Origin of the sequence: Pseudoduganella violacea (assembly GCF_014191875.1) — a bacterium.
Taxonomy (GTDB): Bacteria; Pseudomonadota; Gammaproteobacteria; order Burkholderiales; family Burkholderiaceae_D; genus Rugamonas; species Rugamonas violacea_A.
In genome coordinates, this window is sequence record NZ_JACHXD010000013.1 from 52,183 (window position 1) to 74,122 (window position 21,940).

The following is a 21,940-nucleotide window of genomic DNA, read 5'->3' on the forward strand; positions in this document are numbered from 1 at the left end:
CAAAACTCAGGCTTCCAAGGAGCTAGTCCGCCCCGCGCCGCGCGGAATCGCGGCCAGCAGGCTGCGCGTGTAGGGATGCCGGGGATTGCGGTACAGCTCGTCGGCATTGGCCTGCTCCACCACCTCGCCCTGTCGCATCACCATCACCTGGTCGGCGATGTATTTGACCACGGCCAGGTCATGCGAAATGAAGATATAGGACAGGCCGAACTCATCCTGCAGATCCTGCAGCAGGTTCAGCACCTGTGCTTGCACCGAGACGTCGAGCGCCGACACCGATTCGTCGCAGACCAGCACTTCGGGCCGCATGGTCAGGCAGCGCGCGATGGCGATGCGCTGGCGCTGGCCGCCGGAAAACTCGTGCGGGTAGCGCTGGTAGGCTGCGGCCGGCAAACCGACTTTATCGAGGAGTTGCAGCGCCATCGCGACACGTTCGCCGTCGTTGGCGCCGATACCGTGCAACCGCATGGGTTCCAGCAGGATCTGGCCGACCGTGAAGCGCGGGTTCAGCGAGGCATAGGGATTCTGGAACACGATCTGGATGCGCCGCTTATACGCGTGGTAATCGCGCGCCGACAGCGCCAGCAGATCCCGGCCGTCGAAGAAGGCGCTGCCGCCGCTGGCTTCATGCAGGCGCAGCAGGGTCAGGCCCATGGTGGTCTTGCCCGAACCGGATTCGCCCACCACGCCCAGCGTTTTGCCGCGCGGCAGGGTAAAGGAGACGTCGCGCACGGCCTTGAATTCGCGCTTGCCGAACCAGCCTTCGCGCTGCCAGAAGCTCTTGCTCAGATTTTTCACCACCAGCACGTTTTCATCGTCTGCGGCATAGCCGCGCTGGCGCTGCGGCGGCTGCGCCACCACCCTGCCCTCCAGATAATCGGCGATCACCGGCAGGCGCAGCGGCCGGGCGTCGAGTGTGGGACGGCAATGCAACAGGGCGCGCGTGTAAGCATCCTCGGGCGCGCCGAACACGCGCGCCGCCGGCCCCGCTTCGCGGATTTCACCGTGGCGCATGACGATCACCTCGTCGGCGATCTCGGCCACCAGGCCCAGGTCGTGGGTGATGAAGAGCATGGACATCTGGCGCTGCTTTTGCAGGCGCAGCAACAGTTGCACGATCTGCTGCTGGATGGTCACATCGAGCGCCGTGGTCGGCTCGTCGGCGATCAGCAGTTGCGGTTCGCAGGCGATGGCCATGGCGATCATCACGCGCTGCTGCTGGCCGCCCGACATCTGGCCCGGATAGGCGTCGATGCGCGCGGCCGGATCGGGAATGCCAACCTCCTCCAGCAGCGCCAAGGTGCGCGCGCGCGCCTGGCGCGCGTCCATGCCCAGGTGCAGGCGCAGCACTTCGCCGATCTGGTAGCCCACGGTCAGCACCGGGTTCAGCGAGGACATCGGCTCCTGGAAGATCATGGCGATGTCCTTGCCGCACAGGGCGCGCCGCTCGGCTTTCGACAGGCGCAGCAGCTCGCGGCCGCCAAAGCGGATGCTGCTGGCCGGGTCGGTCAAGGTGGTCTGCTCGGGCAGCAGGCCCATCACGGCCAGCGAGCTGACCGACTTGCCGCTGCCCGATTCGCCGACCAGGGCCACGGTGGCATTGCGCGGCACGTCGAAGGAGACCCCCTTGAGCGCCTCGAAGCGCTGCTGGCGGCCGAGACGGAAGGCGATGCGCAGATCGCGCACCTGGAGCAGCGGTTCGGAAGAAGGCATGGTGGACATCATTTGATTTTCGGGTCGAGCGCGTCGCGCAAGCCGTCGGCGAACAGGGAGAAGGCAGTGACGAGCAGCGCCATGGCACTGGCGGCGGCTGTCATCTGCCACCATTTACCCAGGATCAGCTCATTTTGCGCTTCGTTCAGCATCGATCCCCACGACACCACGCCGACCGGCACGCCAAAGCCGAGGAAGCTCAGGATGACTTCCGCCTTGATGAAGCCGACCACGAGGATCGAGAGCTGGACCAAGGCCACATGGCTGACGTTGGGGAAGATATGCACGAACATCTTGCGCCAGGCCGAGGCGCCGATGGCGTCGGCCGCCAGCACGTATTCGCGCGCCTTGTGCTTCAGGTATTCGGCGCGCATCAGGCGGTAGGGGCCGGTCCAGCCGGTCAAGCCCAGGATCAGCACGATGGTCAGCACGCCCTTCTGCTGCAGCACGGCGGCCACGGCCAGGATCATCAGGATCGCGGGAATGGCCGTGAACACGCTGTAAAACCAGTTGAAGGCATCGTCCACCAGACCGCCGTAATAACCCGACAGCGCGCCGAACAGCGTGCCCAGGCCGACCGCCAACAGCGCGGCCGCCAGGCCGACGATGACGGAGGTTTCGCCGCCTTTGATGGTTTTGAGCAGAATATCGTGACCCCATTTGTCGGCGCCGAACGGCAGGCTGAGGCGCCGCTCCAGCGCTTGCTGCTCACTATCACCGAGGCTGGCGCGCAGGGCGGCGAGATCGGCCGCCAGCGGGTCGAATTCATTCTGGCCGGCGGCCGGCGCCGGAGCCACGGCGACCACGCGGGCCGGACCGGCCGGCGCTGGCGCGACAAAGCTCGGCGGCGCGTAATTGACGCCCACTTCGCGTTCCCAGCCGGCCGCCACCAGGCCGCCGGCCGACAGCGCCAGCAGCGCCAGGAAGGCGGCCACCACGGCCAGCGCCGCCATGGCGATGCGATCGCCGCACAGGCGGCGCCAGGCCAGCGTCCACAGGCCGGACGAAGCGGAGGAAGTCTGCATGGCCATCCTTATTTCAATTGCACGCGCGGATCGACCGCCTGGTACAGCAGGTCGGCCAGCAGGTTGAACAGCATGGTCGCGGCCGCCACATACACGGTGATGGCCTTGATCACCGGGAAGTCGCTGCGCTCGACCGCCAGGATCACTTCGCGCCCGATGCCGGGGATGCCGAAGAAGCGTTCGAGCAGGAAGGCGCCGATCAGCAGGGCCGGCAGGCTGGCCATCACATGGGTGATGACGGGAATGGCGGCATTGCGCAGCACATGCACCCACATCACGTGCGTCTCGCGCAGCCCCTTGGCGCGCGCCGTGCGCACATAGTCCTGACCCACTTCGTCGAGCATGAAGCTGCGGTACAGGCGCAGCGTCGGCGCCAGCGACACGGCCAGGCCGATCAGGATGGGCAGGACCGCGTAGCGCAGCAGGTTCTGGCCCAGGCTGTCGCCCCAGCCCTGCACCGGGAACCAGCCCAGCTTATACGCCAGCCCGTATTGCAGGCCGATGATATACACCAGAATCGAGACCGACATGCCGACGGTGCACACCACCATCACGGCCCGGTCGCCCAGCGAGCCGCGCACGAAGGCCACGGCCAGCGCCAGCGCAATGCCGAGCACGGTTTCCAGCACGGTCAGCGGCAAGAGCACGGTCAGCGAGGGACCGAGCCGGCTGCCCAGGATGCTGGCCACGCTCTCGCCCGTGGCCCAGCTCTGGCCGAAATCGAAGGTCAGCACCTGCTTCAGGAAAATGCCGAGCTGAACATAATACGGCTGGTCCACGCCCAGCTGGCGGCGGATATTGGCAATGCTGTCGGCGCTGGACATCTTGCCGGCCAGGATATAGGCCGGGTCGCCGCCCACCCAGTTAAACAGCAGGAAGACCAGCAGCACCACGCCGAGCATGGTGGGCAGCATCTGCCACAGGCGGCGCAGGAGATAGGCGCTCAATTGGTTTCTACTCGCAAGACGGGAAAGGCGTAACGATAACGCAATTCTTGCCGGCCCAGGCAGAAAGCCTTGCGCCCTGCAAGCCCTATTCTATAGTGCAGCGCAACATTTCCCTATTTTGCCGCATCGTCAGGACATTTTATTCTGCATTTTTCGCATATAAACAAGTTATCAAGCAGGAAAAACTTTGCTTTGCTGCGGCGCAGCAGTAAAAGTTGTAACCGTGACTAAATCGACAATACCTTGTTGTATCTGCGCAAAGATTAAGCAGTTTGTGATTGACACAAAATAAGTGGAAATGTTTCCATGCTGATCCCGAATATCCTTTTCTCACAGGCTAATCGGGATCAGCTGTCGGCGCAGCCACCTTGGAGGAGCAGTAGCGGTCATGCGTCGTCTTGATTCACCCATAGTAGGAGTAGAAGTAATGATGATGGAGAAGGTTTTATCCCGTTCCGTACGCATGATCTGTTCCGGCGGCATGGCCGTGATCGGCATGAGCATGCTGAGCCAGACCGCCTTCGCGCAAGACGCGAACATTCAGCGTGTTGAAATCACTGGTTCGAGCATCAAGCGCGCGACGGCGGAAACCGCATCGCCCGTCCAAGTGATCGGCCGCGACGAGCTGCTGAAATCGGGCAAGGCCACCGTGGCCGAGTACCTGCAAACCCTGCCGGTCGATGGCGCCGGCTCGCTGCCGACTGGTTTCGGCTCCGGCTTCGCCGCCGGTTCCACCGCGATCTCGCTGCGCGGCCTGGGCGCCACGTCGACCCTGGTGCTGCTGAACGGCCGCCGCATGGCGCCTTTCGCCCGTGCCGATGACGGCCAGAAGAGCTTCACCGACCTGTCCACCGTGCCGATGCAGATCGTCGAGCGCATCGAGGTGCTGAAGGATGGCGCTTCCTCGCTGTACGGCGCCGACGCCATCGCCGGCGTGGTCAACATCATCCTGCGCAAGGACTTCACCGGCCTGCAAGTGCGCGGCGAAACCGGCGCGTCGCGCTACAGCGACGCCAAGCAGAACAAGGCTTCCCTGACCTACGGCCAGGGCACCCTGGACGAGGACAAATACAACTGGGTGATCAACGCCGAATTCAACCAGTCCGACGAGCTGAAAGCGTCCCAACGCCGCGACCGCGACTGGATCGGCAAGGGCGACCTGCGTCCTTGGGGCTATGCCAACAACACCCAGTACGCGGGCGGCTGGCTGACCAACGGCGTCGGCAGCCCAGCGCCGACCGGCCTGCTGCTGAATCCGGCCACCGGCCAGTACGTGTCGCTGCCAGGCTGCGACAAGTTCTCGACCTCGCGCCAAGACCAGGCCAACGCCTGCCTCTGGCACCACGACCAGTTCCGCGCCATGCAGCCGAAGATCGATTCGATCAATCTGTACACCCGCGGCACCTGGCAGATCAATGCCGACACCCAGGCTTACACCGAGATCGGCTACTCGAAGCGCAATACCGACTTCACCATGACCCCGGGCGGCTCCTCGAGCACCGTGGTGTTCCCCGGCCAGAACGGCGGCGCCAACCAGCTGATCAACTACGGCAACGCCATCACCATGGCCGCCAACCACCCGCAGAATCCGTATGGCGTGCCAGTGCGCGTGCGCTACTCGGCCTGGGACGTGGGCGCCAGCACGCGTAGCGCCGAGAACAAGTTCACCCGCTTCGTGGTGGGCCTGAAAGGCACGTACGCCGGCTGGGATTATGAAACCGGCTTCACCCACTCCGAGTCCAAACTGGGCCTGGAATGGAGCAATATGCTGAATATGCGCGTGCTGCAAGCCGCGCTGGGCGATCCGAAGAGCCAGTTCTTCCCTTACTACCTGGGCGCTGAAGCCGGCAAGAACTCGCCGGCCCTGTACAACGCCCTGCGCCGTACTTCGACCTCCGATTCGAGCACCAAGCTGAACGTGATCGACTTCAAAGCCAGCCGTGAACTGTTCGCCCTGCCAGGCGGCAATATGGGTCTGGCCATCGGCGGCGAACACCGTCAAGAGAAGCTGTACAACCCGAGCATGAGCGGCACCGAAGACGGTTCCATCAACGGCAGCTACACCGCCGCCTTCGGCGACAGCAAAGTCTCGGCCATCTACGCCGAGGTGCTGGCGCCGGTGCTGAAGACCGTGGAACTGACTGGCGCCCTGCGTTACGACCACTACGACAACTTCAACTCGACCACCCCGAAACTGGGCGCGAAATGGACCCCGCTGAAGACCTTCGCCCTGCGCGGCACCTTCACCAAGGGCTTCCGCGCACCGAGCGCGGCGGAAAGCAATCCACGCAGCCAGGCCGTCGGTTCGGCTTCGGTGATGGATCCGGTGCGTTGCAAGAACGGTACGCCAATCCTCGGCGCCAGCTCGGCGGACTGCTCGCTGAACGTCAACGCGATCAAGATCGGCAACCCGAACCTGCAGCCTGAGAAGTCCAAAGGCTACACCCTGGGCATCGTCTGGGATCCACTGCCGGACACCAGCCTGGCGCTGGACGCCTGGAAGATCAAGCGCGACAACGAGATCAATCCAGTCTCCTACGCCGAAGCGGCGGCCCGTCCGGACGTGGTGCGTAACGATAACAACCTGAAAGACGCCAACGGCAATGTGATCCCGAACACGGGCACCCTGCTGGTGCTGCAAGGCGCTTACCGCAATTCGAGCTACACCGAAGTGAGCGGCGTCGATCTGGATGTGAAACAGCGTCTGCGCCTGGGCGCCTGGGGCAAGGCCACCATCGGCCTGAACTGGAGCCACACCGCTTCCTGGCTGCGCGTCGAGTCCGAATCGCTGAAGTACCAGTTCGCTGGCACCCACGGCAACTGCGACACCTCGAACTGCGCCGGTACGCCGAAGAACAAGATCAACCTGACCGGTTCTTGGGATATCGCCAACTGGAACTTCACCGCGACCGCGAACTACCGCGACAGCATGAAGAACATCCGTTACGAAGGCGCCACCGCCTGCGCCAGCAAGCTGGCCAATGGCAGCGACGCGCCAGCCGGTTGCAAACTGGCGTCCTTCACCACCGTCGACCTGTCGGCCCGTTGGAACTTCAGCAAGCAACTGCAGCTGACCGCTTCCGTGGCCAACCTGTTCGACAAAGTGGCGCCGCTCGATCCGCTGACCTATGGCGGCATGAGCTTCAACCCGATGGACAACTCGGGCGCCGTCGGCCGCTACTTCAAAGTGGGCGCGAACTACACCTTCTAAATTGAAGCGTTGTAGCGCCTAAAAGGGCAAGGCTGCGGCCTTGCCCTTTTTCTTTTCTACTCAGCATTGTTGTTAAATACTTACACTTGCCGGCTTTTTTGCAAGCCAAACCATGGCGAAGCGACCAGGGTGGGCGCCGCGCTGTTCAGCGCAATTCGGGGCAATTGCGGGCCTTTTCCATGAAGTTATCATAAAAATAAGGGCATCCCCCATGTAAAACATGGCACTTTCTTGGTATGCCGCATTTTTTTGCCGGTTTGACGGCAAGATGACCGAATGATTACATAGCTGATGCTGGAAAGCCCGAGGCTTTCCACACCGGAAGCGTCCGCCGGCGCCACCGCCGGCAGTCAGTGCGCTTGCCTGTTCAACACAATTGGAGGTCTTTAGGATGATGATGGAAACAGTTCTATCCCGTTCCCTGCGCCTGGTGTTTTCGGGCGGGGCCGCAGCCCTGGGCCTTGGGCTACTGGCCCAGCCCGTGCTGGCGCAGGACGCGATCCAGCGCGTGGAAATTACCGGCTCGGCGATCAAGCGCGCCACGGCCGAAACCGCTTCACCGGTGCAACTGATCAGCCGAGATGAATTGCTGCGCTCGGGCAAAGCCACCGTATCGGAATACCTGCAAACCCTGACCGTGGACGGCGCCGGCTCGCTGCCGACCGGCTTCGGCAATGGCTTTGCGGCCGGTTCCACCGCCATCTCGCTGCGCGGCCTGGGGGCTACCTCCACCCTGGTGCTGCTCAACGGCCGGCGCATGGCGCCGTTCGCGCGCGCCGACGACGGCCAGAAAAGCTTCACCGACCTGTCCACCGTGCCGATGCAGATCGTCGAGCGCATCGAGATCCTCAAGGACGGCGCCTCCTCGACCTATGGCGCCGACGCCATCGCCGGCGTGGTCAACATCATCCTGCGCAAGGACTTCGAAGGCCTCGAAGTGCGCGGCGACACCGGCAGCTCGCGCTACAGCGACGGCAAGCAGAACAAGGCGTCGCTGACCTATGGCCGCGGCAACTTGGAAACCGATAAATTCAACTGGGTGGTCAACGCCGAGTACTTCCAGTCCGACCGCCTGCACAATAGCGACCGCAAGGACCGCGCCCATATCGGCAAAGGCGATCTGCGCCCCTACGGCTATCCGGTCAATACCCAGTTCGCCTCGGGCCAGGTGCGCGGCAATAACGACGCGCTCGGCTCGCCCGCCGGCCTGATCCGCAATCCGACCACGCTCGACTATGTGCCGCTGACCAGCTGCGACGGGCTGTCGCGCTCGCCGCAGGCCGGCGTGACCGGCTGTATCTGGCACCAGGACCAGTTCCGCGACATGCAGCCGGAAATCGAGGCGGTCAATCTGTACACGCGCGGCACCTGGCAAGTCAACGACAGCACCCAGGTGTATGCCGAACTGGGCTACTCCAAGCGCAATACCGCCTTCACCCTGGTGCCGCCCTCGATCACGCCCGTGGTGGCCTTCCCCGCCAATGCCCAGTACCCCGCCGGCCTGATCAACTACGGTTCCGGCAGCACGGCCATCCTGATGGCCGCCAACCACCCGCAAAACATTTACGACGTGCCGGTGCGCGTGCGCTACGCCGCCTTCGACGTCGGCCCCAGCGAGCGCCAGGCGAATAACCGCTTCACCCGCTTCGTTGTCGGCGCCAAGGGCCAGGCCATGGGCTGGGACTACGATGTGGGTTATACCCACAGCCAGTCCAAGCTCGAGCTGAACTACACCAATATGCTGAACATGGCCGTGGTGCGCGCCGGCCTGAGCGACCCGACCAGCAAATTCTTCCCCTACTACCTGGGGGCGCAGGCCGGCAAGAACCCGGCCTCGCTGTACGCGGCCATGGCCACCATCGCCACCTCCGATTCCAGCACCAAGCTCGATATCATCGACTTCAAGGCCTCGCGCGAACTCATGCCGCTGCCGGGCGGCAACCTGGGCCTGGCCATCGGCGCCGAGCACCGCCGCGAGAAGCTGGACAATCCTTCCCTGAGCGGCACCATGGACGGCTCGATCAACTCGAGCTATGTGGCGGCCTTCGGCGACAGCAAGGTCTCGGCCATCTACGCCGAGCTGCTGGCGCCGGTGCTCAAGACGGTGGAACTGTCGGGCGCCATCCGCTACGACAAATACGAGAAGTTCAATTCCACCACGCCGAAGCTGGGCGCGAAATGGACCCCGATCAAGAGCTTCGCCCTGCGCGGCACCTTCTCCAAGGGCTTCCGCGCGCCCGGCCCGGCCGAATCGGACCCGCGCTCGCAATCGACGGGCACCGCCACCACCAGCGATCCGATACGCTGCCCGAACAACACGCCCGCCCCGGGCGGCGGCACCTCGAACGACTGCGAAGCGAGCGTCGCCGCGGTCAAGGTCGGCGATCCCAACCTGGCGCCGGAGAAATCCAAGGGGTATACCGTGGGCATCGTGTGGGACCCGGTCGACAACCTGAGCCTGTCGCTGGACGCCTGGAAGATCAAGCGCACCAACGAGATCAATCCGCTGCCGTACAACGAGGCGGCCACCCTGCCGACGGCGGTGCGCAACGATAACAACCTGGTCGTCAACGGCGTCGTGATCCCGAACAGCGGCACCCTGCTGCTGAGCAAAGCGCCCTACCGCAATTCGAGCTTCACCGAAGTCAAGGGCGTGGACCTGGACATCAAACAGCGCCTGCGCCTGGGCGACTGGGGCCGCGCCACCGTCGGCCTGACCTGGAGCCATGTCTCGTCCTGGCTGCGCGCCGAATCGGCCACCACCCAGTACCAGTACGCCGGCACCCACGGCAACTGCGATACCTCGAACTGCGCCGGCACGCCGAAGAACAAGGGCACGCTGAACGGCAGCTGGGATATCGCGGCCTGGAATCTGAGCGCCACGGTGAACTACCGCGACAGCATGAAGAACATCTATTTCCAGGGCGGCCCTTGCGCCTCGCGCCTGGCCAATGGCAGTGGGGCGCCCGGCGATTGCCGCATCCCCTCGTTCACCACGCTGGACATGTCGGCGCGCTGGAAATTCGGCAACCAGTTGACCCTGTTCGCATCGGTCAACAACGTCACCGACAAGATCGCCCCGCTCGACCCGCTGACCTATGGCGGCATGAGCTATAACCCGATGGATGCCAGCGGCGCCATCGGCCGCTACTTCAAGGTCGGCGCGCACTACAAATTCTTCTAAGGCGCAGGCGGGCCCGTCCCGCCGGCTGTAGTTGGCCACGGCTCCCCTGCGGAGCCGTTTTTCTTGTCATTTCCCATTAACCAACAGTACATTAATTAATTAACAAGAATACGCAAAAATGTTGTTTTTTTGATGAATTTATTTGTATAAAAACGTCGTTTATCCAAAAAACCAGGTCGCTAAATTGACAATCCTGTTTGGCCGGTGCTTACATGGTTCCCCCGCGATTTTCTATACAGAATCACGGGGACTGCCAACTGCCAGTTACGCGGCGCCCCGGCGCCGCAGTCTGTATCCGCCCTCAAGAAAGAAAACAAGATGATCGAGAAAGTGTTGTCCCGTTCCCTGCGCCTGATGTGCGCGGGCGGTCTGCTGGTCGGCATGCACGCCAGCGCCCAGGAAGCCATGCAGCGCGTGGAAATCACCGGTTCCAGCATCAAGCGGGTCGCGGCCGAAGCCGCGCTGCCGGTGCAATCGTTCAGCCAGAAAGACATCCTGAAGTCCGGCGTTTCCAGCGTGACCGACTTCATCCAGCAGATTCCGGCCATGCAAGGCTTCAATGTGGCGGCCGAATCGGTCGGCGGCGGCGGCGGCGGCGTGACCACGGCCTCGATCCACGATATCGGCCCGGCCTATACCCTGGTGCTGCTCAACGGCCGCCGCGTCGCGCCGTCCAACTCGGGCACCACCATCGACCTGAATTCGATTCCGCTGTCGGCCATCGAACGCGTTGAAGTGCTGACCGACGGCGCCTCGGCCCTGTACGGCGCCGACGCGATCGCCGGCGTGGTCAACTTCATCCTGAAAAAAGGCGCGGCGCAGTGGGAAATCAAGGCCAAGTACAACCGTCCCGAAGAAGCGGGCGGCGCCTCTGAATCGCTGTCGCTGAGCAAGGGCTTCGGCAATCTGGAAGAAGACGGCTACAGCCTGTTCTTCTCGCTGAGCCACGACAAGCAAAAGCAGCTGAAAGCGTCGCAGCGCGACTTCGCCAAGACCGGCATCATCAACTTCACCGATCCGAAAAACGGCAAGGCCCTGCAATTCATCAACGGGTCGCCGCGCGCCGTGCCGGCCAACGCCAGCGTGATCTACAACGACGCCAAGGGCGAGAGCCAGACCATCGACTTCAATCCGTTCGCGCGCATGAATGGCGGCAAATGCGCCAGCGCCAACGTGGACGCCTTCCGCGACGGCTCCTGCTACTACGACTACACCACGACCATCGAGATCAATCCGGAATCGAAGCGCGACGCCCTGTTCAGCTCGGGCAGCATGAAGCTCGGCAACAGCGGCTTCAACGGCTTCTTCGACCTGGCTTACACCAAGGCCAGCATCATCGCCCGCATCGCCCCGTACCCGGCCGAGTTCTCGCTGAAAACCTCGTCGCCGCTGTACAGCAAATACATCCTGCCTTACCTGAGCCCGGAACAGGCGGCCGGCGTGACCTCGGTGTCCGCCAAATACCGCCTGTCCGAAATGGGCAACCGCAGCTATGACTACGCCACCACTGCCACCCACATCGTGGCCGGCGTCGATGGCAGCGCCTTCGGCTGGGATGTGAACAGCGCCTTCACCTATTCCAAGAACAAGCAGGACCAGAAATACCTGGGCGGCTTCCCGCTCGAGAAGCTATTCAACGCCGCCATCGACGCCGGCCAGTTCGACCCCTTCGGCTACGAACAGGGCAAGCTGCCGCAACCCATGCGCGATGCGCTGAACCGCACCGGCTACACCGGCAGCTACAATGTGCAGACCGTGACCATGACGGGCTTCGACGCGCGCGGCTCGCGCAGCGTCTTCCAACTGCCGGCCGGCACCGCCATGCTCGGCGTGGGCCTCGACTACCGCAAGACCAAGTTCAAGCTGGAGCAGTCCGACACCGCGCGCGATGCCGCCATCCTGTTCGACAGCCCGCAGGTCGACAGCGGCTACCAGCGCGACACCAGCGGCGCCTACGCCGAGCTGGTCACGCCGCTGCTGCAGCAGCTCGAAATGACCACCTCGCTGCGCTATGACCGCATCGGCTCCGTCAAGGACAACCTGACTGGCCGCGACGTGGGCAAATCGGAAAACGCGACCACCTACAAGATCAGCGCCAAGTACACCCCGCTCAAGAACCTGCTGCTGCGCGGCGCCATCGGCAGCGGCTTCCGCGCCGCCGACATGTCGCAGATCGCCAGCCCGCTGGTCGACTTCGGCGTCACCGGTTCCCCCTATGCCTGCCCGCTGTCGGCCGCCAATGGCCTGGCGAACCACCCGCTGGCCAAGTATTGCCCGCGCAACCGCACCCAGCTCGAAGCCTTCAAGGGCGGCAATACCGAGCTGAGCCCGGAGAAATCCAAGCAATGGTCGGTGGGCGCCGTGTTCGAACCGATCGACTCGCTGAGCCTGTCGCTCGACCTGTGGAACGTCTCCATCCGCGACCAGGTGGCCGAAGTCAGCGAAGGCTTGATCGCCGCCTATCCGAACCAGTACCTGGACCTGTTCACCACCAAGCATATCGGTTCGACCGGCCAGGACGTGCTGGCCATCAAGTTGCTGCCGATGAACGTGGGCCGGGTGGAAAACCGCGGCATCGACTATGACTTGACGCACAAGGCCAAGCTCTTCGACGGCAAGCTCACCAGCCGCCTGGCCGGCACCTTCCTGCTGCGTTCGCGCTATACCCGTCCGGGCACGAACGACCAATGGGAAACCAGCCTGAACCGCTTTGGCTATAACGACAAGGTCAGCTTCCGCAACATCATCCGCGCCACCAGCTCCTGGGAATCGGCCCAGTTCACGCACACCGCGACGGCCAGCTACCGCAACGGCTATACCGACAAGAACCAGAGCGCCAGCAGCTGCGCCGTGGTCACGGCCGATGCCGCCCAGGAATGCTACGACATCACGCTGCGCGTGCCGAGCTACACCACCTTCGACTGGCAGACGGCTTACCGTCCGCTCAAGAATGTGGAGCTGACCGCCGGCATCGTGAACCTGTTCGACCGCAAGCCGCCTTTCTCGCTGCGCAACACCGGCCCGCACCAGATCGGCTACAACCCGGCGTATTCGAGCGCCCTGGGCCGCCAGTTCTATCTGAGCGGCGCTTACAAGTTCTGATCACGCCGCAGGCATGAAAAAACCGCCGGTGGGGCTCACGCCCCGCCGGCGGTTTTGTTTTGGCGTGCCGCTTAGAAGTTGTAGCCGGCCGTCAGGTAGAAGGTGCGTCCCAGCGGATCGGCGTAGCGGCCATCGTAGCCCCCCTGGTTGCCGCCGCCGGCGCTTTGCAGCGACAGCGGCGGTTTGCGGTCGAACAGATTCTTCACGCCCGCCGTCACGCTCCAGGCTTTGCTATGGGTCCATTTGCCCTGCCAATCGAAGGTGGTGTAGGACGGGGTATCCAAGCCTTCGAACTCCACCGCCTCCGTTCCCACCTGGCCATTGGCCAGGACCGGGAAGATGGCCGTGCCTTTCGCATAGGACTGGTCTTTGTAGCCGGACTTGTAGTGCGCGCTCAGGGTATTGTTGAACGGGCCGCTGTCCAGGCTCAGGGTCAGATGGCTTTGCCATTTGAAGACCACGGCATTGTCCGGACCAAAGACGCCGAGGTCGGTCTTCACCTCGCCATTGGGCGCCATCGTATAGTTCTGGCGCAGCATGCGGGTGCCGGTCCAGGTGGCGGACAGCTTGCCGAGGCCGGTTTTCCGGTTACGGTAGCTGAAGTCCCAGTCCAGGCCGCGGTAATTGGCGACGCCGCCATTCACCGGCAACTGCTTGTAGCCGATGGTGGTGAAGCCGCCGCCCGGATCGGTATACGGATTGACGAATAGGTGCTTATATTGCTCGGCGTTGCGGAAGCCCTCGGCTTCGGGAATGCCGCCCGACAGAATCTGGTTGCGGATCTGTACATTCCACACATCCATGCCCAGCGACAGGCCGCTCAGCGGTTCGATGCGCCCGCCCAGAGTCCATTGCTTGGATTTTTCCGGCCGCAGACCGAGGTCGCCGCTGGCGCTGTTCGGCCCCTTGAGCAGATCGTACTGGGCCAGTCCGCCGCGGCAGCCCGAGGTGCCCGGGAAGGGGCAGGAATAGTTGCCCGAAGTGCTGCCGTTGAAGGTCAGCGCGCCGGCCACTTCGTTCAGATTGGGCGCCTTGAAACCGGTGCCATAGGCCGCGCGCAGCAGCACGTTTTCAACCGGCGTCCAACGCAGGCTGACCTTATACGTGCTGGAATTGAAGGTGTTGCCGAGGTCGGCAGCCGGCAAGCGCATCTGCAGGCCGGTGGCCGGGTCGGGCAGGCTGGTGAAGATGTGCCGGCTGTGCACGCGGTCATACTTGTCGTAGCGCGCCGACACGTTCGCCTCCACGGTTTTATGCAGGGGCAGCAAGGCCTCGCCCAAAATCCCCCAGTTCTGGCGCTCCGCGTCGAAAGGCACTTGGCCATAGCTGCCGCCGACCGGGTAGTTGGCCGACGCCGGCTGTCCCTCGAAACCTGACTGCGACAGGATCAGCGGATGATAATCGGTGCGGTAGCGCGTCTTCACGAAGTCGCCGCCGACCGAGCCGATGGCCATGCCGCCCGGCAGTTCCAGCACATCGTGCTGGGCGCCGAAATGCAGGCTGTTCAGCGTGGAGACCGATTTCTGGAACTCCGTGCCATTCACCAGGGCGTCGCGCAGCAGCTCGGCCCCGGTGCCCATGATCAGATCGTATTTGCCGCTGGCAACCAGGCTCACCAGCTTGTCGAAGTCGGTGTAGCCGCCGGCCGCCTTGTCCTTGAGCTGGCTGCGCGAGAGCACCGCGCTGGCGTTATAGCTCCAGCCCATGGCCTGGCCGGTGACGCCGAAAGACAGGTGGCGCGCATCGGTGATGTAGTCGTCGGCGCGCCCGCCCACCAGCACCGAGCGGTAGCCCAGCGTGCCCAGCGGGCCGTTCGGGTTGTCGGGGTCGGCATCGGCCGGCACCAGATTATTGGCCGTCAGGAAAGGCTGCACATATTTATTCCACAGCACCGGGAAGCGGGTGGTGGCGTTGATGCCCATCGGCTGGGCCGCCGAGCCATACTGGGAGCGCATCTTAAAGCGCGACAGCACGGCCTCGGCCCACAGCGTGGTGCTGTCGTTGAGCTGGAAAGAGCCTTTCAGCAGGCCGCTGTCGCGCTGGGATTCCGGAATGGTCTGCACCATGGCCGCGTAGTTGAAGCGGCAAGACACGCCGTTGTAGCCGAGCGGATCGATCTGGGCATTGGCCATGGAGCTGCCGCAATTGCCGTTCTTGTTGTAGTAAGGATTGATCGAATACGCGGTCGGCGCGGTGCCGGCCGGCGCGTTGGCCGGCCGGGCATTGATGGTGATATTGGCCGGCTCGGTATTCTCGGTGGCGGCGTCGTAGACATAGTTCTTGCCCTTATAGCTGAAAGGCAGGTACGTGCCGCGGCGCGAGGCTTCGCGCTGCGAGGCGGCCAGCGCCTGCTGTTTCTCGTGGCTGTAAGAGAACAGGATGTTGAAGCGGTCGCGGTCGAGGTCGCCGAAGCCCTTGGTGATGCCGGCCGACCAGCTGCTGCCGCCCTTGTGCTGCGGCTTGTGCGTCGTGACGTAAGCGTTGCCGTCGGTCTTGTTCTTTTTGAGGATGAAGTTGACCACGCCGGAAATTGCATCCGAACCGTACAGCGCCGAAGCGCCGTCGGTCAGGATCTCGACGCGCTCCACCGCTTCCAGCGGAATGCTTTCGATATTGACGGCGTAACCGCCGCCCTGGGTATTGTTCAGTTCGACCGGCGCCATACGTTGGCCATCGAGCAGCACCAGGGTGTATTTCGATTGCAGCGAGTGCAAGGCGGCGGTGGTGGCGCCGCTGCCGCCGCCATTGACCGAGCTCGACGCCGGCACGAAGCCTTGCATGGCCGGCAGATTCTGGATCAGTTCGGTGGCCGAGCTGGCGCCGGTTTTCTTGATGTCTTCCTGGGTCAGGGTCTGCACCGGCAAGGTGCCTTCCTTGGCGATGCGGCGGATCGACGACCCCGTGATTTCCACGCGGGTCATCTTGTCGCCGCCGTCGGCGCTTTGCGCCAGCGCGGCGGGCGTCCCGGCGCCCAGGCCCAGCGCCACGCCGCCCCAGCAAATTAGGCGCAAGGAGCGCGCCAGCACTTTTTCTTTCATCATCATGTTCCCCCTCTTGTGTGTAAATGGCTGTACATTGCTTTTCGCGCAACAATATTCAGTTTTCAAGCATGGAAACATGGTGACTTCCCGTCGTCAACGAATACACATTGGATGCGACGAAAATCCCACAGAGGTGCTAAAAAGACGGCAAAATTTGCATGAAACACTATCCTTTCATGCAAGTTTGGTGTGAAATGGGGCGCAGACGGCGCGCCCCGGCTTTTAAGCGGGAACGCGCGTTAAGGAAAGGTTGCCGGCAGGATGCCGTCAATAGGCGGGAGAAGCTAGCAAGATGTTAGTGATCCTCGCCGCGCAGGCGGCGCTGGCGCACGGCGGCCGCCAGATCTTCCAGCACCAGCACGCTGGCGTCCCAGTCGATGCAACCATCGGTTACCGACTGGCCGTAGACCAGCTCCTTGCCCGGCACCAGGTCTTGGCGCCCGGCCACCAGATGCGACTCCACCATGACGCCGACGATGCGGGTATCGCCGCCGGCCACCTGGCGCGCGATATCGGTGCACACCGGCACCTGGTTTTCCGGTTTTTTCGAGCTGTTGGCGTGCGAGGCGTCGATCATCAGGCGCGCCGCCAAGCCATGGCCGGCGATCGCCTTGCACGCCTCTTCCACGCTGGCCGCGTCATAGTTCGGCGTTTTGCCGCCGCGCAGGATGATGTGGCAATCCTCATTGCCGTTGGTGGAGACGATGGCCGAGTGGCCGCCCTTGGTGACGGACAGGAAATGGTGGGGCTGGGAGGCGGCCTTGATCGCTTCCACGGCGATGCGGGTATTGCCGTCCGTGCCATTCTTGAAGCCGACCGGGCAGGACAGGCCGGACGCCAGCTCGCGGTGCACCTGCGATTCCGTGGTGCGCGCGCCGATCGCGCCCCAGCTGATCAGGTCGGCCACGTACTGCGGGCTGATCACGTCGAGGAATTCGGTGCCAGCCGGCAAGCCCAACTCATTGATATTGCGCAGCAGCTCGCGCGCCATGCGCAGGCCGTCGTTGATGCGGAAGCTATTGTCCATATACGGATCGTTGATCATGCCCTTCCAGCCCACGGTGGTGCGCGGTTTCTCGAAATACACGCGCATGACGATTTCCAGGTCGTCCTTGAGTTGGGCGCGCAGCGGCGCCAGGCGGCGCGCATATTCCATGGCCGCTTTCGGATCGTGAATGGAGCAAGGGCCGATCACCACCATCAGGCGGTCGTCCTGGCCGTGCAGGATGCGGTGCAGGGCCACACGCGCGCCCGCCGCCGTCTGCGATGCCGCTTCGCTGCACGGAAACTCGCGGATCAGGTGGGACGGCGGGGTCAGTTCTTTCATTTCGCGGATGCGCAAATCGTCGGTGCGTTGCATGGGTTCTCCTGAGAAAAAAGGCCTGGGTAAAAAAAAACCGCCATCGCTGGCGGTCTCTTGGTATTTGCTGGGGATCTCGTTGTGCTGCTTACGTGAACCGGCCGCTACTCCACCGCCTTGGGGCTGGAATGACTAAAGTAAAACCAGTTGGTAAAGAAAACGAAGCGCAGCATGGTAGTGAGTTCCTAAAAGTTCGAGCCACTATAACAATCTTTCGCCGCGTTTGGCAAGCCCCCACTGCTCGCGGCTTGCCAGCATTCGCCCGGCGCGGTAAGCGACATTAACTCACAAAATAGAGAAACTATTAATACAATTGTGACTTCAGACATTATCGAAATACGATCATTTCAAAATGAAAGTTATTAAATGCCGCCACATATGCCCATCAAATCATGGACTTGCATTTGGTTTAGCAAATGTGTCGTTTCCACCACAAAATGAAGCTAATTTCGCTACCCGCCAATAAAGATTAGGTAAAAAACAGGATTTTTCCGATTAATTATTATATAAGTTTAAGCCTCACGGAGAGCTACCGAAAAATCTTCTGGAGAGCTTCATTCACCGATCTTTTGTGGAGACGTACAGTAATGAAAGACTTGCAACCGCACCCGATGTCCCTGAGCCTGCGCCGCGCCTTCCCGCTCGCGGCGCCCCTGATGCTCGCTGTGCTGGCGCAAAACGCCATGGCACAATCGGCGCCATCGACCCAACCGATTACCCGGGTGGAAATCACCGGTACCCACATCCGCCGTGCCCAGGCCGAAACCGCCTCGCCCGTGCAGACCGTGACCCGTGCCGACATCGAAAAAACCGGCAAGAGCACCGTGGCCGAACTGCTGCAAACGCTGGCCGTCGATAACCAAGGCTCGGTACCGACCACCTTCGCCTCCGGCTTCGCCCAAGGCGCGTCCGGCATCTCGCTGCGCGGCCTGGGCACCTCGTCCACCCTGGTGCTGCTGAACGGCCGCCGCATCGCGCCGTACGGTCTGGCCGACGACGGCCAGAAAGTCTTCGCCGACCTGAACATCATCCCGGCCGAAGCCGTGGAACGCGTGGAAATCCTGAAAGACGGCGCCTCGGCCATCTACGGTTCGGACGCGATTGCCGGCGTGGTCAACGTCATCCTGCGCCGCGACTTCCAAGGCACCACCGTGCGCGCCAGCCAAGGCCTGTCGCAAGAGCGCGACGGCGGCGATACCCGCCTGTCGATCACCCATGGCTTCGGCAATCTGGACAGCGACCGCTACAACGCCCTGTTCAGCGCCGAATTCGGCAAGAAACGCAAAGTCTGGTACAAGGACCGGGCCGGCCGCGGCGCCGTCGGCCGCGGCGACCTGCGCGACTACGGCTTCTCCGCCAACGAAAACCTGAGCGGCGCCGGCTACATTCTGCCCGACCTGTCGGCGGCCACCAGCGCCATCAACGGCAACGTGCGCAATCCGGACACCCTCGAATGGTTTAACCGCGGCAATCTGAAGGGCGACGGCTTCACCCGCACCTTCCCGGGCGCGGCCTGCTCCAACTTCACCAACCACACGCAAGGCGACCCGGGCGGCGGCTGCCTGGTCGACACCGCGCAAGCCTACAGCCAGATGCAGCCGGAGCAAAAGACCGCCAACCTGTTCGGCCGTCTGACCCTGCAGCTGAATGCCGAGACCCAGGCCTACGCCGAGCTGAACTACTACAAGAGCAAATCGAACTCCTCGGGCGCCCCGACTGCCGTGCACAGCAGTGTCGGCTATCCTGGCGGCCCGGTGATCAACAGCGGCGTTGCGCTCGGCATCAACCACCCCGACAACCCTTACTTCGGCACCGGCGCCGCGCGTCTGCGTTATCTGGCCGCCGACGTGGGCCCGACCGGCAGCAAAGTCGATTCCGATTTCGTGCGCGCACTGGTGGGTGTGAAATCGACGATCCAGGGCTGGGATATCGACAGCTCCCTGCTGTATTCGCGCAGCAAAGTGACCAATGAGCGCATGGGTTTCCTGCAGCGCAATGTCGCCTTCGCCCTGCTGAACCCGACCGCCGCCAATATCGCCGCGGCCAAAGCCACCAACCCGGCCTACGCGGCACTGCCGGCCGGTACCTACTGGCGCATTGGCGAGAACGCCGGCTTGAACTCGGCTGCCCTGTATGCAGCGCTGTCGCCAACCATCAGCAGCGGCGCCGAAACGAGCATCGCCCAGGTCGACGTGCGCGCCTCGCGTGAATTCGGTCAACTGCCAGGCGGCGCCTTCGGCCTGGCGGTCGGCGCCGAATTCCGCAAGGAAGAAACCCGCCTCGACCCAACCTCGGGCACCGAGATCGGCAATATCATCGGCCTCGGCTACTCCGCCTATAACGGCGAGCGCAAATCGACGGCCGTCTTCGCCGAATTGCTGGCCCCCGTGCTGCCGACCGTGGAACTGTCGACCGCCCTGCGCTTCGACCACTTCTCGAACGGCGTCGGCAATTCCTATACGCCGAAACTCGGCGCAAAATGGACGCCAACCCGCGAACTGGCCGTGCGTGCCACCGTGGCGCGTGGCTTCCGCGCACCGAACGCGGCCGAAAACGGCCGTGGCGGTCTGGCCGCCTACAGCTCCGCCACCGACTCCGTGCGCTGCGCGCTCGGTGTGAAGAGCGCTTGTAGCGATGCCAACCTGTCGGTAATCACCAGCCCGAACGCTGCTCTGGCGCCGGAAAAATCGAAGAGCTATACCGTCGGCGTGGTGTGGGATCCAATGCCGCGCACCAGCCTGTCGGTTGACGTCTGGCAGATCAAGCGTACCAATGAGATCAACCAGGAAACCACCGACGCCGCCATCACGGCCGGCCACGTCGTACGCGATAAAGGCGGCGCCGTGCCAACCGTGCCAGGCGATCCAGGCCCGCTGGTTGCCGTGCTGACCAACTACATCAACTCGGCCTCGACCACCGTGCGCGGCGTCGACCTCGATGCGCGCAAGACCTTCACGCTGCCGAACGAGTGGGGCAATCTGACCGCCGACGCGAAATGGACGCATATGTTCCAATGGCGCCGCACCGAACGCGATGGCACCGTGCTCGACTATGCTGGCACCCACGGCAACTGCGACGTGAGTAACTGCATGGGCACGCCCGACAACCGCGCCAACTTCGGTCTGAGCTGGGATCGCGGCGCCTGGCGCGTGACCGGCACGGTCAACTACCGCGGCGCTTTCGACAATAAAACGGAGAAAGCCGCCACCGCTTGCGCCAGCCACTACGCCAATGGCGACGATTCGCCGAACGGTTGCAAAATCAAGTCCTTCACCACGCTGGACCTGACCGCGCGCTGGAAGTTCGACAGCAAAACCGAAATCTTCGGCACCATCCAGAACGTGTTCGACAAAGAACCGCCACTGGACACGAAGACCTACGGCGCTTCCGGCTACAACCCGGCTGACTACAGCGGCGCCATGGGCCGTTACTTCAGCCTGGGCGCACGCTATACCTTCTAAGGTTTAGCCCGCCAGCCCCCAAGTCCCCGCCCCGCGCGGGGACTTTTTTTTGCGCCGCCGGCGTGACAATCCGTGTATATTTGCTCGACCCCACCGCCTATAGTGCAAGGTGGGAGCGGCTCCCGCCCTGCGATTCTCAAGGAGCTCATCATGGAAGCTCACCCGTCCCTGCTCGAACGCATCAAGGCCGCCTTCGCCTGTGTCGACACGGCGCTCGACGGCCTCAAGGGGTCGCTGACCCGGATCGCCGCCGTCGTGCTGGTCGTGCCCTCGCTGGCCACGGCCGGCTACCAGGCATATGCCAGCCTGAGCGGCAAACCGAAGACGGCGGCCCAGGCCGACAACCAGCGCCTCTTCGTCAAATACTTCAACAAGCAGCCCCTGGTCACCATCCCCGTCACCGTCAAGCAGGAGCGCGGCGCCGTGCAGGCCCTGTTCTCGGTGTATGACGAGGGCGATGTGTATGTCGAATACGGCCAGTCGACGCAATGGTTCCCCTTCCCGCGCCCGCTGGCGCCGCCGGCGCTGCCGCTGGCCCTGATCGGCACGGCCCACGCCCAGGCGCCCGCCGCGCCGCCGGCCAAGCTTGACGCGCCGCGGGCGGCGGCCCAGTTCCAGCAAAGCGAAAGGATGGAGGATAACTATCTGTTGCGCACGCGGCGCTGGGATAACGGGATGGTGGAAGACAGCCGCATCGATGTGCGCACCGGCGCCATCGTCGAGCACCGCACGCGGCAGGAAGCGCCGCTCAAGCTGGAGGGGGAAAAGAGCCGGGTGATCGGCGCCACGCAGCAGCCGCTGCAAGCGATCGACCTGAAGCGGCTGCGCGCCGCGCGCGGCAAGGCGCTCGAAGCCGAGGCCGGGAAATAGGCGCGGCCCGCCGGGAGCGGGACCGC

At 63.3% G+C, this 21,940-nt stretch carries 10 protein-coding genes; 5 read left to right on the forward strand and 5 right to left on the reverse strand.

The window, feature by feature from the left end; all coding sequences use genetic code 11:
• Window positions 1–6: 6 nt before the first annotated feature.
• The 3 genes from FHS03_RS20460 to FHS03_RS20470 are packed head-to-tail and all read right to left on the reverse strand — an operon-like array spanning window position 7 to window position 3,685.
• The gene (locus tag FHS03_RS20460) at window positions 7–1,722 is read right to left on the reverse strand and encodes an ABC transporter ATP-binding protein (protein WP_183442862.1); all 1,716 of its coding nucleotides are present in this window, start codon (window positions 1,720–1,722) and stop codon (window positions 7–9) included.
• Window positions 1,722–2,744, reverse strand: a complete 1,023-nt coding sequence (locus tag FHS03_RS20465) for an ABC transporter permease (protein WP_183442788.1) — start codon at window positions 2,742–2,744, stop codon at window positions 1,722–1,724. The genes FHS03_RS20460 and FHS03_RS20465 overlap by 1 nt, the downstream gene beginning before the upstream one ends.
• Window positions 2,745–2,746: 2 nt before the next feature.
• Complete coding sequence (locus FHS03_RS20470) at window positions 2,747–3,685, reverse strand: ABC transporter permease (protein WP_183442789.1); 939 nt, start codon at window positions 3,683–3,685, stop codon at window positions 2,747–2,749.
• 427 nt (window positions 3,686–4,112) lie between these two features.
• Here FHS03_RS20470 and FHS03_RS20475 point away from each other — a divergent pair, with 427 nt between their 5' ends.
• The 3 genes from FHS03_RS20475 (at window position 4,113) to FHS03_RS20485 (ending at window position 13,182) form a co-directional block, all read left to right on the forward strand.
• Entirely contained in the window at window positions 4,113–6,896 is a 2,784-nt protein-coding gene (locus FHS03_RS20475) for a TonB-dependent receptor (protein ID WP_229426319.1), read from the forward strand.
• Between the two features lie 391 nt (window positions 6,897–7,287).
• A complete protein-coding gene (locus FHS03_RS20480; protein WP_229426320.1) occupies window positions 7,288–10,080 on the forward strand; it encodes a TonB-dependent receptor in 2,793 nt (930 codons plus the stop codon).
• Window positions 10,081–10,398: 318 nt separating this feature from the next.
• Complete coding sequence (locus FHS03_RS20485) at window positions 10,399–13,182, forward strand: TonB-dependent receptor (RefSeq protein WP_183442790.1); 2,784 nt, start codon at window positions 10,399–10,401, stop codon at window positions 13,180–13,182.
• A 71-nt stretch (window positions 13,183–13,253) separates the two neighbouring features.
• Here the strand turns inward: FHS03_RS20485 and FHS03_RS20490 are convergent, their stop codons facing one another.
• Window positions 13,254–16,226, reverse strand: a complete 2,973-nt coding sequence (locus FHS03_RS20490; protein WP_183442791.1) for a TonB-dependent receptor domain-containing protein — start codon at window positions 16,224–16,226, stop codon at window positions 13,254–13,256.
• A gap of 292 nt (window positions 16,227–16,518) precedes the next feature.
• Window positions 16,519–17,583: a 3-deoxy-7-phosphoheptulonate synthase AroG gene (aroG, locus tag FHS03_RS20495; protein ID WP_183442792.1), complete on the reverse strand. Its 1,065-nt coding sequence runs from the start codon at window positions 17,581–17,583 to the stop codon at window positions 16,519–16,521.
• Between the two features lie 587 nt (window positions 17,584–18,170).
• Between aroG and FHS03_RS20500 the strand changes: the two genes are divergently transcribed.
• Window positions 18,171–21,044 (forward strand): TonB-dependent receptor, encoded by a 2,874-nt coding sequence (locus FHS03_RS20500; protein WP_183442793.1) that lies wholly within the window; start codon window positions 18,171–18,173, stop codon window positions 21,042–21,044.
• Window positions 21,045–21,194: 150 nt separating this feature from the next.
• Complete coding sequence (locus FHS03_RS20505; RefSeq protein WP_183442794.1) at window positions 21,195–21,914, forward strand: hypothetical protein; 720 nt, start codon at window positions 21,195–21,197, stop codon at window positions 21,912–21,914.
• The last annotated feature ends 26 nt before the right edge of the window (window positions 21,915–21,940 follow it).